Here is a 13,636-nt window from a genome sequence, read left to right as displayed (position 1 = left end):
TGCTTTGTGTGGGGCTTTGCTTTAGTAATTAAGATTCGTTGGTCACTTCTTCTTCTGCGATATCTTCATCCAAAAGGTCGTCTAATACATTTTCGTCATCTTCGGGAAGATCCGGTAGATTATGCTCGGCACTTTGGATTTGCAGATAACCAAATGTATCTGCGAGAGCAGTTGCAGAGGTCTCAACTTTTTGGGTGTCTACACCAAGGGCTTTGAGTTTCTCAAGAATAGCTAATTTCTTTTCAACGCCTCATGAAATGCCATCACAGCTGAGAATGAAAATATAGTCTGTGCGTTAACCGAAGGATTTGCTAAACTGAAAACAGCAGGCGTAGTCCGGTTGCACCTTGGTGGATTTTCACCCCGTTTGTTCAACGTGGACGAGTTGCCCAAGAGAACAGCAGTATGTTGCGTCACGTAAGTGAAGAGCACGAGTAGCAAAGTTCGGATAACCCACCCGGGCAATTCCCAGCCTGCATAATTCAGGGAGGGATTTGATGCAAGACATATTGACCTGCGCCATGGGACTGGATATTCATCGTGACGTTATTGTTGCCTGTCTTGCCAAAGGTGAGCTGGGCACCGATCCGGAAATCGAGATTCGCTCCTTCAGCACACTTATCCCGGAAATGCGGAAACTGCGGGATTGGGTGTTGGAAGCAGAGTGCCGCTATGTCGCTATGGAGAGTACCGGGATCTACTGGCAGCCTATTTACGAAATGCTGGAGCCATGTTTTGATGGGCAGATCAGCATTCTGGTCGTGAATGCCCGCCACATGAAGAATGTGCCTGGGCGCAAAACGGATATGAGGGACGCGCAATGGATCGCCACATTGCTCCGTGCCGGATTACTAAAGGGAAGTTTTATCCCAGATAAGACCTTCCGGGAACTGCGGCATCTGACCCGGTATCGTAAGAGCATCGTTCGCGACATTACCGCCCAAAAGAATCGCATCGATAAATTTCTGCAAAGCTCCGGTTTCCGCTTCACAGCGTTTCTGGCGGACGCATTTGGCGCTTCCGGGCGAAACATCATCCGTCATCTCATGGAATACGGAAATATTTCGCGGGAAGCTCTGGACCGGTGCCTGAAAACGCAGACCCGGAAACGTATCGACGAAATACTGATTGCCTTGAACGGTTCGCTTTCGGAGCACCAGCGCGACTTTCTTCGCATGATATTTGGGCACTTGGAAGCGCTTGAACAGCACCGCCATACTGTGGAGGACGCTATTACGAAAGAGATCACAAAGCACGAAGAGGCATTGAGCCTCCTGTGCTCCATACCGGGCATTGATGTAACTGCGGCAGCGGCCATTATCGCGGAGATTGGTACCGATATGAGTGCCTTTCCGGATTCACAGCATATATGCTCCTGGGCCGGTTTGAGTCCCGGTAACAACGAGAGTGCCGGAAAACGCAAGAGTGCTCACATTAACAAAGGTAATCCGTATCTGAAGAGTATGCTCTGCGAGGTGGGATGGGTCATCTCCGGAAAACGAAGCTTGTACCTCTCCGGTTGGTACTGGAGGATAAAACAGCGGAAGGGCGCTAAACGTGCAACGATTGCTTTGGCTCGCAAACTGCTGGCGCTGATTTACACGATGTTGAAGACAGGTTCTCCATACAACGAAGACTGTTTTGAGATCCGCAGAAAACAAAGTGAGCGCAAACGGGCCAGCCGTATGGTGAACGAACTGCAAAAGCTGGGGTACTTTGTGGTGGCACCAGGCTGAGTCCCACTGCTCCATACTTCGGCCGGCGACAGGTTTTGGCCTGCCGCTTTTTGTGCTGCGATGGTTTTTCATGAGGCGTTGAAAGCCTGTTTGTCAAGGTTCACACCCTCGCTACTTATTTTCGTAGCAAGGTTATTAAGTTCCTGCTCCTCAACATCCAGAGAGAGTTTCCGTTCTTCTTTTTCAAGTTGTAATTTTTCTCGTTTTGCGGCAATATACTCTCGATTTACTTCTGCTGGGAGCGAGAAAAGGCTTTTTAGAAATGTAGGTATCGCTTCTGGTTTCACCACAGAAATAGCGCCAATCGTCAATCCTGCTAAAACTTTTGCGGCATCTATGAGTTGCGGGATAGCTTCTGCAATCTGAAAATCGACTGGCCCAGGAGATGCTATGTTTACTTGGGCTGAAATTTTATCTTCATTTACGATTTCGCACCAACAGTCCGTGGCCGCCCATAATAACTTTGAAAGTGTTCTTGGGCCAACAGGTGTTACACGGCCAATATGATATACAATATTTAGATTTTGTTTATAACTATGTACATCATATAATAGGCCAAGAATATTACGCCAATAATCATCAAAATTGCTTATACCGTGATAATTCGAGATAGCTTTAAATAATCTTCCGTCTATTTCAGTAGACTTTACTGTTCGCAAGGGGGTAATTTTTCGACGTTTACGATATGGGCAAGACACCTCATTTATCTGAACATCTTTTTTCTCAATGCGGGAAATTACTTCTTTCTCAATCTCATACGTTTTGCTTTCTTCCTCATAATACTCTCCCGCAAGCGCAATTGTAATGCGCTCCGAACCTGCATTGGGTATTACAATATAATCCCCTGGCTTTACATCGTGAATAAAACTGTTGCACTTGTTTATGACAGTAGTTGGTCGCTTGATTTCGCTATAATTAAGCAAAATCTGGTCTTTTAAGACATCCTGTGATTCTTCGGAAAAATCAGTGGCGGATGTAATTGTATTCCACGCCAATGCAATAAAATTGTTTGAAATAAATTCGTTGTAAAAGTACCCTTTTTTAGTACGAATCATCCAAAATCTTGTTTCGCTATCAATTGCTCGGATTTCATAATTAAGGATGGTATCGAAAAAGATTTGTTCTTGCAAAAGCTGTTCAATTTTTTCCACCGCGCAGACCTTCTTTCTTTTGAACTCCAAGCATTTTCTCCTGTATATTAGCAAAAAATGCCGTTATTTGCAAGAATAGAACGGATAATATCTGCACCAATAATCCTATATTATCTAATCCTTTATAATGGAGTTGGATATCTACATTTTAACTACACCATTAGAAAGGAATGATAAGGATGAAAAGCAGAAACTACTCGGAATCTGAAAAATCTGCAGCGATTGAACGCTTCTTAGTCGGTGGCGAATCCGTATCGACAATTGCTGCTGACACTGGTATCTCCAGAAGTACTCTCTATGCTTGGATCAAGTCCGCACAGATTGAGCCGGTTACGTTAGATTTTACTCTCAAAAATTTTCGGATGCTGGAAACTAAGGCAAAGCGACTGGAGGGAATTGTGGAGATTCTGCAAATAGCTAACTGTACTGCCAACGCACCTCTCAATGAAAGACTCCAAGCGTTAGAAGAACTCCATGGCCAATACAATGTGCATATGCTCTGTGACGCGTTGAACGTTCCCCGCGGAACTTTCTACAATTATATCTTCCGGAGCAAACGGGACAACACTTGGTATGCAAAGCGAAGAGAGGAACTTCGGATCAGGATTCAACAAATCTATGATGAAAGCAAGCAAATCTTTGGGGCAGGAAAGATTACCGCTGTTATGAAAGAGGAAGGTTACAAAGTCAGTCAGGAAATGGTCCGGGAACTCATGCGGGATATGGGCCTGCTAAGCATTCGACAGGATGCTAAAAAGGTTTATGCCAAAGAGCGCCGCAGTTTGAAAAATCATTTAAACCAGCAATTTGAGGTAACGCGGCCAAACGAAGTGTGGGTCAGTGATGTTACATATTTTCTTTGCAAAGATATTAAGTACTACATCTGTGCCATTATCGATTTGTATGCCAGGCGAATTGTAGGCTATCGAATTGGAAAGCGTAACAGCACACAACTTGTGAAAAGTACATTCAAGCAAGCATACGAATCCCGCAAGCCTGTGGGACAACTGCTATTCCATACAGACCGGGGGAGCAATTATCGCTCTTATGCCATGTGCTCGTATCTTAGGGAGTTGGGCGTGATACAATCATTTTCAAAGGCGGGAGTTCCCTATGATAATTCCGTAATGGAGTCCTTTTTCTCCTCGTTGAAACGAGAAGAACTGTACCGAACAAAATACCGCTCTGAAGCGGAATTCAGAGCGGCAGTAGATGCGTATATGGTGTTTTACAACGAGCGCAGACCTCACGCTAAAAACGGTTACAAGACACCAGTGAAACTGGAATCTATCTATTTTGGCGAGCAAAAGGAGCCAGAGACCATGTCCTGAACAAAGGGGTTCAGATTGATTGTTTTCGCTGTTTTACGGCCTAAAATTCAACGATTTATCAAGAATGTCCGAAAAGGAGATTGCTCCTCGAAGCCCTGAATCCCTTGTAAATCAAGGGAAACAAGAAAAACACCATTGATGTCCGAACCTTGGGGGGTTCAGATGTCAATGGTGTTTTCATATGGTGGAGGTGGGGGGAGTTGAACCCCCGTCCGAAAGCACTTTGACAGGACCTTCTCCGGGCGCAGACGGTTATTGCGGGAGTCTCGCTCTCCCCGTTCCCCTTCCGGTCGGCAAGCCGTCACGCCGGCCGGTCAGGTCAGAGTCATCATTCATGGGCGGGTCAACTCTTTCCCGCCGCACGGACGCCACATCAACGACGCCTTCCCCGGCCTGTGGCCTCTCCGGTTCAGACGGCTGCCTTTAGTTAGGCAGCAACAGCAACAGTGTTGTTGTTATTTAATTTATAAATTGCCCGTTTTATGGCGGTCAGGCGCCGCCGCCCGCTAGTCCGGCCTCCATACCCCCGTCGAAACCGGTACACCCCCAGGTGTGTGAGATCGGAACCTGCTCCGGCGCGCAATCAGTGCCGGAGCAGGAACCGTGTTTAGAATCATATCACAATCCGTCTGCAAAGTGTGTTACAATTCCGTGAAATCCGCCTCAGGTGCCGGTGATCTTCACCATCAGCTTCACCGGCACCACCTTGGCCAGCACCCGGTAAAACTTATAGAACAGTCGGGGCGTATAGATGGTCCTTCCCTCCCGGGCCGCCCGCAAAGCGCCGCCGGCCACCCGTACCTGATCGCAGTAGGGCAGCATAGCGAAGGCCCTGGAGTTGCCGGTGATGCCGCCCACATCCAGGAACTCCGTCCGCATGGGGCCGGGACACACCGCGGTAACGGTGATGCCGCGGCGGCGCAGTTCCTCGCTGAGGCCCACGGTGAAGGAGGAGACGTACGCCTTGGTGGCACCATACACCGTCATCCGGGGCGTGGGACAGAAGGAGGCAATGGAGGACACGTTCAGGATGCGCCCGCCGGAACCCATATAGGGCAGCACCAGATCCGTCACCGCCGTCAGCGCCCGCAGGTTCAGGTCAATCATGCGGGTCTGCTGGTCGGTGTGGCCCTGGCCCAGCTCTCCCAAAAATCCGCAGCCAGCACAGTTGACCAGAAGAGACACCTCCGGTTTCTCCGCCTCCAGCCGGGCCTTGAGCACCTCAAAGCTGATGGGGCTGCAAAGGTCGAGATCCAGGCACTCCACCGTCATGTGGGGCAGGGACTGGGCGATCTCCTCCAGCCGGTCCCGGCGGCGGGCGATGAGCCAGCAGCTGCCGATTTCCGGGAACACGTCCGCCATCTGGCGGACGATCTCCCGTCCCAGGCCCGAGGAGGCACCGGTGATAATGGCCGTTTTCATGGCCGCCTCCCGCGCTCAGCGCTTCTGGGGCGCAGGATAGTCCACGCCCTGGGTATCCACCCGGATGGACTGGATCACCACCGGGGTCTTGGGCTTGTCGTTGCGGTCCGTGGGGACCTCGGAGATGCGGATGGCCTCCTCCACACCGCCGGTCACCTGGCCGAAGGCGGCGTACTGGCCGTCCAGATGGAGGGCCGGGGCCACCATGATGAAGAACTGGCTGCCGGCGCTGTCGGGATGCATGGCCCGGGCCATGGACAGCACGCCGGTGGTGTGGCGCAGGTCGTTCTGGGTGAAGCCGTTGCCGGCGAACTCGCCCCGGATATCGTAGCCGGGGCCGCCCATGCCATTGCCGTTGGGACAGCCGCCCTGGATCATGAAGCCGGGGATGACCCGGTGGAAGATCAGCCCGTCATAAAAGCCGCCGTTGGCCAGGGCGATGAAGTTGTTGACGGTGTTGGGCGCCTTCTCCGGGTACAGCTCACCGGTCATGACGGCGCCGCTTTCCATAGTGATGGTGACGATGGGATGTTTCACTTCAGACATATTCATCGGTTCCTTTCTCTCAGGGTACGGTCGATCTCCCGGCGGGCGTCCCGCTGGGCGGCGGCCGCCCGTTTGTCGTAGTTCTTCTTGCCCTTGCAAAGGCCGATCTCCAGCTTCACCCGGGCGTCCTTGAAGTACACCGACAGGGGGACCAGGGTGTATCCCTCCTGCTGGATAAGCGCGTGGAGTTTGCGGATCTCCCGCTTGTGCATCAGCAGCCGCCGGGACCGGACCGGGTCCTTGTTGAAGATGTTGCCCTTTTCGTAGGGGGAGATGTGCATGCCGTGGACGAACAGCTCCCCATCCTTGACCGTACAGTAGGAGTCCTTCAGGTTCAGCGTGCCGGCCCGGATGGACTTGACCTCCGTGCCGAAGAGCTCCACGCCGGCCTCGTAGCGGTCCTCTACAAAATAGTCGTGAAAGGCCTTGCGGTTCTGGGCCGCGATTTTGATGCCCTTTTTCTCCGTGGGGCTCACCTCACTTTCCTGGGAAGTTTTTTCAGTATACCATGATTCTGCCCGTTCTTCAAGAGAAAGAAGCAGTTGGCTTTTCCAGGTGGACATGATATAATAAGATATTACCGAATGTGCATTTCCCCGGTCCGCCCACTGCGGCGGCCGAATCTCTGATACGAGGTGTTTTTTCATGAACCAGCCCTTGGATCTGACCGAGCGGACGCTCAGCCGGAAGGACCTGTATGACGGGCTCCTGTGCCGCGTCCATGTGGACGAGGTGCTGCTGCCCAACGGCCATACCTCCCAGCGGGAGGTTGTGGACCATGTGGACGGCGTGGCGGTGCTGCCTCTGGACGAGCGCAACAACGTGCTGACCGTGACCCAGTACCGCTATGTGTTCGGCAAGCTGCTGCTGGAGATCCCAGCCGGCAAGCTGGACGAGGGCGAGGACCCGGTCTCCGGCGCCCTGCGGGAGCTGGAGGAGGAGACCGGCGCCGTGCCGGACAGCCTGCTGCCCCTTGGCGTGATCCTGCCCGCCCCCGGCTGCTACGGGGAGAAGCTGCACCTGTTCCTGGCCCGGGGCCTGCGGATGAAGGACCAGCACCTGGACCCGGACGAATTTTTGAACGTGGAGCGGATCCCCTTCTCCGAGATGGTCCACCGCGTCATGGACGGAGAGATCGAGGACGCCAAGACCATCGCCGCCGTGCTGAAAACCAAGATCCTGCTGGATCTGTAATCTTCTGCGGGAGGGTGCTATGAACACTCAGAAAACCGTCCTCATCGTGGAGGACGAGAAAAATATCGTGGATATCCTGCGCTTCAACCTCCAGCGGGAGGGGTATCAGACCTGCGAGGCCTACGACGGGGAGGACGGCCTGGCCAAAGCCCTGTCCGTGAATCCGGACCTGATCCTGCTGGACGTGATGCTGCCCAAGATGAACGGCTTCGACGTGTGCCGCCGCCTGCGGGACAAGGGGGACAACGTGCCGGTCATCATCCTCACCGCCCGGGAGGAGGAGGCCGACAAGGTCCTGGGCCTGGAGATCGGGGCCGATGACTATATCACCAAGCCCTTTTCCATGCGGGAACTGATCGCCCGGGTGGGGGCCAACATCCGCCGCACCGCCATGGCGGCGCCGGTATCCGCCGCCGCCACAGCCATGCCGGTGGCCGGGGACCTGTCCATCAACACCGACAGCCACCAGGTGTTCCGGGCCGGAGAGGCCATCGATCTGACCACCCGGGAGTACGAGCTGCTGACCTTCCTGGCCAGCCACCCCAACAAGGTCTACTCCCGCATCGATCTGATGGAGCAGGTGTGGAACTACGGCTATGTGGGCGACGACGTGCGCACCGTGGATGTGACCGTCCGCCGCCTGCGGGAGAAGATCGAAGCCGACCCCGCCAACCCCGTCTATATCCTGACCCGCCGGGGCGTGGGATACTACTTCTCCGCCACATAAGGCCCCGCCACTTCCCTCCGAAAGAAGGTGAGTCCGCTTGTTCCGCAGCCTGCACATGAAGCTGATGCTGATTCTGCTGCTGCTCATCACATCGCTGATGGCTGTGGTGGGCGCCTTTTTGACCACCAGCGTCTCCAGCTTCTATATCGATACCTTCTACCAGCAGATGAGCGACGTGTTTGGAGAGGGCAACGGCGACTTCATCGCTACGCTCCGCAGCGACGCTGAAGCGCCGGACGGCGCGGAGCAGATCCGCCTTCTGCTGGACGCCCGGGCCGGCGAGCTGGGCATCGACTACCGCACCCGCAACTACTTCGTGCTGGACGGTGAGACCGGCGCCTTCCTGGCCGGCTCCACCGACGCCTCGGAGCTTCCCCGGGAGCAGACCGCCAACCTGCTCTCTGCCCGCAACGCCGTGGCCACCGGGGACGCCTCCCTGGTGGGCGACGAGAGCGACATCACCGCCAGCTATATGGACGTGGCCATCCCTATCTTTGGCGGAGACAACGCCTACATTATTTATGTGCTGGATAACAAGGACACCGTGTCCGGGCTGAACAGCCAGCTGTTCCTCATCATCATGCAGGCGCTGATCATCGGCCTTCTGATCTCCGTGCTGCTGAGCTTTCTGCTGTCCAAGACCATGGTGGGGCCCATCGAAAAGCTGACTGCCAGCGCCGAGAAGGTGGCCGCCGGGGACTTCGACAGCCGCCTGACCGTGGAATCCACCGACGAGATCGGCATTCTCACCGGCACCTTCAATGAGATGGCAGGGGTGCTGCAAGCCACTCTGGCCGCCGTAGAGAACGAGCGCAACAAGCTGGACACGCTCTTCCTCCACATGACCGACGGCGTGGTGGCCTTTGACCACGACGGCGTGCTGATCCACTGCAACCCCGCCGCCACTTCCATGCTGCAGCGGACGGTCCCGGCGGAGAGCACCTACGACCAGCTCTTCGGCTCCGTGTATCCCTTCCGGGAGATGCTGGCCCTCCAGCGGCCCAACTATGCCGAGGGCGAGATGCTGGTGGGCGACCGGACCCTGGAGCTGTATCTGGCGCCCTTCTCCGACCAGGCCAGCGGCGGCGTGCTGATCGTACTCCACGACGTCACGGAGCAGCACCGCAATGAGGAGCGGCGCAAGGAATTCGTGGCCAACGTGTCCCATGAGCTGCGCACCCCCCTCACCAACGTCCGCAGCTATGCTGAGACACTCCGGGACGGCGGCGGCGAGATCCCGCAGGACACCGCCAACAGCTTTCTGGACATCATCATCACTGAGACGGACCGGATGACCCATATCGTTCAGGACCTGCTGACCCTCAGCCGCCTGGACGCCGGCAACGCCGAGCTGGTGCTCTCCCGTTTCCCCTTTGGGGAGGCCATCGAGAGCGTCACCCGGGCAAACGCCCTGGCCGCCAAGCAGCGGCTCCACACCCTGGTCTACCAGCCGCCGGAGAGCCTGCCGCTGATCGTGGGCGACCGCAGCCGGCTGGAGCAGGTGATGATGAACATTATCAGCAATGCCATCAAATACACACCCAACGGCGGACACATCACCATCACCGCCGGCTCTTCCGAGTCGGAGGTATGGATGGAGGTCTGCGACGACGGCATCGGCATCCCGGAAAAGGACCGGGAACGGATCTTCGACCGGTTCTACCGGGTGGACAAGGCCCGCTCCCGGGAATCCGGCGGCACCGGCCTGGGCCTGTCCATCGCCCGGGAGATCGTTCAGCGCCACCACGGCACCATCGAGCTGGCGCCCCACCAGGGGCCCGGCACCACCGTGCGGCTGACGCTGCCCATCGGCGGCCCCCGGCCCCTTCCCAACTGACCCACCCCGCCTGAGAGGAGGTACGCCCCATGGAGGACAACGCCCGGCGCAGCCGCCGCGACCTGATCCAGAATATCGCCATCGTGGCGCTGTCTCTCTCGGCGGTGCTGCTGTTCGCTCAGTCCCAGATCTACAATCTCATCTCCGGACAGGATCCCTTGGGCGACCAGTTCTCCGGTTCAGCTTCCGTAGATGCCACCCTTCAGCAAACACCCCTGACCGCACCGGTCCGGGTAGCCGTCACCGGAGCCTATACCCGCTATGGCGCCTGCCTCACTACGGATGCAGAGTCCTTTTCCGACCTGGGTCTGCTGCTCAAAGAGTCCCTGGGCTCCGCCGGCAGCCTGACTGCCTGCCGGGGACGGGATTTCCTGACAGCGCTGAACAGCACCAGCGTCTATTACGACTTTCTCTCTCCCCTCCCTCTGTCTATTCTGGCGAAGCTGGTGGGTGGAGACAGCGCTGCCGACTCTGTCAGCGCGCGGCACCTGGTCCTCTCTGTCGGGAGCGGTACCGTGAGCCTTTACACGTGGGACGGCGAAGATGATTTCCGCTTCTGCCAGGTTCCCCCCGTCTCTGCGGACGATATGACGGCAATCGCCTCCAACTGTACGTTCGGCGCAGCGGCCTTTGCCATGGACCAGGAGGACCCGACATACAGCCGGATTGCTCCATGCTCCCTGCTTCTGGAAGAACATCCAGACCTGCCGGTGCTCTCCGCGGCCAATCCCCTGTCCTCCACGGACCAGGTGCTGACCAGCCTGGGCTTTAACCCCAGCACCAAAAACCGCTACACCGACTCCGGCGGGACGGAAATCATTCGGGAGGCGGACCGCTCCCTCCAGATTGAGCCCGACGGAACCGTGATCTATCAAAGCAGCGGCGTCTCTCTGGGAATCAGCGCCGCAGATGACGTCCCCACTCTGTCCGAGGCCGTGGACGGCTGTACCGCCCTGCTGCGGCGGCTCCTGGGCGATCAGTCCGGTGAAGCCGCCTTATATCTGGAGGCGGTCAGCCAGGCGGGAGAGACCACCGTTCTGCGTTTCGGCTATCATGCAGACGGCGTCCCCATCTACTTTTCCGACGGCGGTGCAGCCGCGGAAGTGACCCTTGCCGGGGTCTCTGTGACAGAGCTGTCCCTGCGGTTCCGGCAGTACACCGACTCGGGCGAGACCTCCCTGCTGCTGCCCCTGCGGCAGGCTCTGGCCATCGCCGCTGCCGGCCGGGAAGGCGCGGAGCTGTCCATCGGCTACGCCGACGGCGGCGCCAGCGTCAGCGCCCAGTGGCTGGCGGAGTAAATCCCAAAAAAGGAGGAGGCCATGGAACGCTACCGGCTGAAAAACATCATCATTTTGATCCTGGCCCTCCTGAACGCCTGCCTGCTGGGGATTCTGGCTCTGCGGGCCAACGAGGAGCACGCCTCTCTTCGGCAGGCCCGGGAGCAGCTGGTATCCCTGTTTGCCTCCGCGGGCGTCACCCTGGATGCCGGCCTCATTTCCGACGAGACACCCCCCGCCTCCCTGACGCTGAACCGGGACGAGGCAGAGGAGCAGTCTCTGGCAGCATACCTTTTGGGCGGCACGCCCGTCCGCTCCGATCAGGGCGGCGGTATTTTCATTTACACCGGGGAGACCGGCGCCGCCCAGTTCCGCTCCAACGGCGGCTTCGATGCGGTGTGCAGCCGCACCCTGGAGGACCCGGAGGCCTTTTTCCGGGAATTCTGCAAGACCTTCGGCTATGTGCAGACGTCTGTCCCGCAGGAAGAGGGCACCTTCACTGCCGTCCAGTACTATCTGGATTATCCAGTGGTGGACTGCACCGTCACCTTCACCGTGGAGGACGGCGTGCTGAAGCGGGCCATCGGGACCCATCTGCCCAACAGCTCCGCCACCCCGGCGGCCGGTGAGGAGCCGCTGTCCGCCCTGTCGGCCCTGACGGCCTTCCGCAACACCATCCGCGAAGGCGCTGTGGGCACCGCCGTGACGGACGTCTACCTTTGTTATGAGCTGCAAAGCACCACCACTGCGCTTATGACCCTGGTCCCCGCCTGGTGCGTGGTCACTGATACGGCCGTTTATTATGTAAACTGCATAACCGCAGTTGTCACTCCGGCATAAAGTACCTGTTTCCCCTGATTTTTTTGTTTTTTGTTGAATTTGATCTTTATTTTATGTAAAAACAGGAATGATTTGCATTTCTACTTCAGGTATGGTATAGTGAGAGTGTGTGAGCTTTGGCCGGTATTTTTCTCCTGCCCGTGATTTTACTGCGGGTATGAAGCGCCGCTGGCCGGGTAAACTGTCTGCAAAGACGGTTCGCCGCCGCAAATGATAGCGCCTTTTGAAGAGAGGGTAACGAATTTGACAAAATATATTGTACAGGGTGGTCATCCCCTGTTTGGCGAGGTGGAGATCAGCGGTGCCAAAAACGCCGCCGTCGCCATTCTTCCCGCCGCGCTGCTGGTGGAGGGAAGCTGCCGTATCGAGAACATCCCCCAGATCTCCGACGTGACGCTGTGCCTGCGTATTCTGGAACAGCTGGGCGCCGGCATCCGCATGGTCAACCGCCACACGGTGGAGATCGACTGCAGCCGTATCCACTCCACCCGCACCTCCTACGAGCTGGCCCGGAAGATCCGCGCATCCACCTACTTTATCGGCGCCCTGCTGGGGCGCTTCGGACAGGCGGAGGTGGCCATGCCCGGCGGGTGCAACTTCGGCGTCCGCCCCATCGACCAGCACGTCAAGGGCTTTACCACCCTGGGCGCCAAGGTGGTGGTGGAGGGCGGCTTCATCCATGCCTCCACGGAAAGCGGATTGCTGCGGGGTGCCAACGTCTATCTGGACGTGGTCTCCGTGGGCGCCACCATGAACATCATGATGGCTGCCGTCCGGGCGGAGGGTACCACCATCATTGAAAACGCCGCCAAAGAACCCCACATCGTGGACCTTGCCAACTTCCTCAACTCCATGGGCGCCAACATCCGGGGCGCCGGTACGGACACCATCAAGATCCGGGGCGTGGACCGCCTGCGTGGCGGCAGCTACGCCATCATTCCGGACCAGATCGAGGCGGGCACCTACATGGCCGCCGCGGCCGCCGCCGGCGGGCAGATCCTGGTGAAAAACATCATCCCCAAGCATATGGACTGCATCACCGCCAAGCTGGTGGAGATGGGTGTGGAGGTGGAGGAGCATGAGGACACCCTTCTGGTCCGCCGCACCGGCCCCCTCCAGCGGGCCAACGTCAAGACCCTGCCCTATCCCGGCTTCCCCACGGACATGCAGCCCCAGATCACCGCAGTCCTCTCCCTGGCGGAGGGCACTTCCCTGGTGACGGAGAGCGTGTGGAACAACCGCTACCGCTATGTGGATGAGCTCAAGCGCATGGGCGCCAACATCCAGGTGGACGACAAGACCGCCGTGGTGGAGGGCGTGGACCATCTCACCGGCGCACCGATCCAGGCCTGCGACCTGCGGGCCGGCGCGGCGCTGGTCATCGCTGCCCTTGCCGCCCATGGCGAGAGCGAAATCAGCTGCGTGCAATACATCGAGCGGGGCTACGAGAACATCGTATCCAAGCTCCAGGGACTGGGCGCGGACATCCGCTCCGTGGAGGAGCCCGGCGAGTCTGAGGAGCTGGAGGCCCACATCGGCTGAGCGCGCTTCTGAAAAGAACTGCACATGTCATCA

At 57.2% G+C, this 13,636-nt stretch carries 12 protein-coding genes and 1 other RNA gene; 8 read left to right on the top strand and 5 right to left on the bottom strand.

What is annotated here, in order from left to right:
- The first annotated feature begins 497 nt into the window (after nt 1-497).
- Nucleotides 498-1,736 carry an IS110 family RNA-guided transposase gene (locus ACVDHE_RS10365; protein WP_458884520.1) on the top strand — a complete coding sequence of 413 codons (1,239 nt, stop codon included), beginning with the start codon at nt 498-500 and terminating at the stop codon, nt 1,734-1,736.
- Between the two features lie 68 nt (nt 1,737-1,804).
- On the opposite strand, the gene ACVDHE_RS10360 is transcribed toward ACVDHE_RS10365, so the two are convergent.
- Complete coding sequence (locus tag ACVDHE_RS10360) at nt 1,805-2,917, bottom strand: hypothetical protein (RefSeq protein ID WP_458884519.1); 1,113 nt, start codon at nt 2,915-2,917, stop codon at nt 1,805-1,807.
- 149 nt (nt 2,918-3,066) lie between these two features.
- On the opposite strand from ACVDHE_RS10360, the gene ACVDHE_RS10355 reads away from it, so the two are divergent.
- Complete coding sequence (locus ACVDHE_RS10355; protein WP_458884518.1) at nt 3,067-4,218, top strand: IS3 family transposase; 1,152 nt, start codon at nt 3,067-3,069, stop codon at nt 4,216-4,218.
- 182 nt (nt 4,219-4,400) lie between these two features.
- Here the strand turns inward: ACVDHE_RS10355 and ssrA are convergent.
- From ssrA to smpB, 4 genes are all read right to left on the bottom strand, one after another.
- Nucleotides 4,401-4,766, bottom strand: a transfer-messenger RNA (tmRNA) gene (gene ssrA / locus ACVDHE_RS10350).
- A 115-nt stretch (nt 4,767-4,881) separates the two neighbouring features.
- Nucleotides 4,882-5,640 carry an SDR family NAD(P)-dependent oxidoreductase gene (locus ACVDHE_RS10345; protein WP_458884517.1) on the bottom strand — a complete coding sequence of 253 codons (759 nt, stop codon included), beginning with the start codon at nt 5,638-5,640 and terminating at the stop codon, nt 4,882-4,884.
- A gap of 15 nt (nt 5,641-5,655) precedes the next feature.
- Nucleotides 5,656-6,177 (bottom strand): peptidylprolyl isomerase, encoded by a 522-nt coding sequence (locus ACVDHE_RS10340; RefSeq protein WP_458886174.1) that lies wholly within the window; start codon nt 6,175-6,177, stop codon nt 5,656-5,658.
- Nucleotides 6,178-6,188: 11 nt separating this feature from the next.
- Nucleotides 6,189-6,662, bottom strand: a complete 474-nt coding sequence (gene smpB, locus ACVDHE_RS10335) for an SsrA-binding protein SmpB (protein WP_325225132.1) — start codon at nt 6,660-6,662, stop codon at nt 6,189-6,191.
- Nucleotides 6,663-6,831: 169 nt separating this feature from the next.
- Here smpB and ACVDHE_RS10330 point away from each other — a divergent pair, with 169 nt between their 5' ends.
- From ACVDHE_RS10330 to ACVDHE_RS10305, 6 genes are all read left to right on the top strand, one after another.
- Nucleotides 6,832-7,380, top strand: a complete 549-nt coding sequence (locus ACVDHE_RS10330; RefSeq protein WP_213037979.1) for an NUDIX domain-containing protein — start codon at nt 6,832-6,834, stop codon at nt 7,378-7,380.
- Nucleotides 7,381-7,399: 19 nt separating this feature from the next.
- On the top strand, nt 7,400-8,107 hold the full coding sequence (locus ACVDHE_RS10325) for a response regulator (protein ID WP_213037978.1): 708 nt from the start codon (nt 7,400-7,402) through the stop codon (nt 8,105-8,107).
- 55 nt (nt 8,108-8,162) lie between these two features.
- Entirely contained in the window at nt 8,163-9,944 is a 1,782-nt protein-coding gene (locus ACVDHE_RS10320; protein ID WP_458884516.1) for an ATP-binding protein, read from the top strand.
- A 29-nt stretch (nt 9,945-9,973) separates the two neighbouring features.
- Nucleotides 9,974-11,242 (top strand): hypothetical protein, encoded by a 1,269-nt coding sequence (locus ACVDHE_RS10315; protein ID WP_458884515.1) that lies wholly within the window; start codon nt 9,974-9,976, stop codon nt 11,240-11,242.
- Between the two features lie 21 nt (nt 11,243-11,263).
- Entirely contained in the window at nt 11,264-12,061 is a 798-nt protein-coding gene (locus ACVDHE_RS10310; RefSeq protein WP_418725829.1) for a two-component system regulatory protein YycI, read from the top strand.
- A gap of 243 nt (nt 12,062-12,304) precedes the next feature.
- Nucleotides 12,305-13,603, top strand: a complete 1,299-nt coding sequence (locus tag ACVDHE_RS10305) for a UDP-N-acetylglucosamine 1-carboxyvinyltransferase (protein WP_458884514.1) — start codon at nt 12,305-12,307, stop codon at nt 13,601-13,603.
- Nucleotides 13,604-13,636 lie beyond the last annotated feature (33 nt).

Source organism: Dysosmobacter sp. Phy (assembly GCF_054476235.1).
This window is presented reverse-complemented; position numbering and strand designations above follow the sequence as displayed.

Bases quoted from the DNA above. Each gene is read 5' to 3' on its own strand.
- ACVDHE_RS10365 (WP_458884520.1), top strand. From the start codon at position 498: ATGCAAGACATATTGACCTGCGCCATGGGACTGGATATTCATCGTGAC.
- ACVDHE_RS10355 (WP_458884518.1), top strand. From the start codon at position 3,067: ATGAAAAGCAGAAACTACTCGGAATCTGAAAAATCTGCAGCGATTGAA.
- ACVDHE_RS10345 (WP_458884517.1), bottom strand. From the start codon at position 5,640: ATGAAAACGGCCATTATCACCGGTGCCTCCTCGGGCCTGGGACGGGAG.
- ACVDHE_RS10330 (WP_213037979.1), top strand. From the start codon at position 6,832: ATGAACCAGCCCTTGGATCTGACCGAGCGGACGCTCAGCCGGAAGGAC.
- ACVDHE_RS10325 (WP_213037978.1), top strand. From the start codon at position 7,400: ATGAACACTCAGAAAACCGTCCTCATCGTGGAGGACGAGAAAAATATC.
- ACVDHE_RS10320 (WP_458884516.1), top strand. From the start codon at position 8,163: ATGAAGCTGATGCTGATTCTGCTGCTGCTCATCACATCGCTGATGGCT.
- ACVDHE_RS10315 (WP_458884515.1), top strand. From the start codon at position 9,974: ATGGAGGACAACGCCCGGCGCAGCCGCCGCGACCTGATCCAGAATATC.
- ACVDHE_RS10310 (WP_418725829.1), top strand. From the start codon at position 11,264: ATGGAACGCTACCGGCTGAAAAACATCATCATTTTGATCCTGGCCCTC.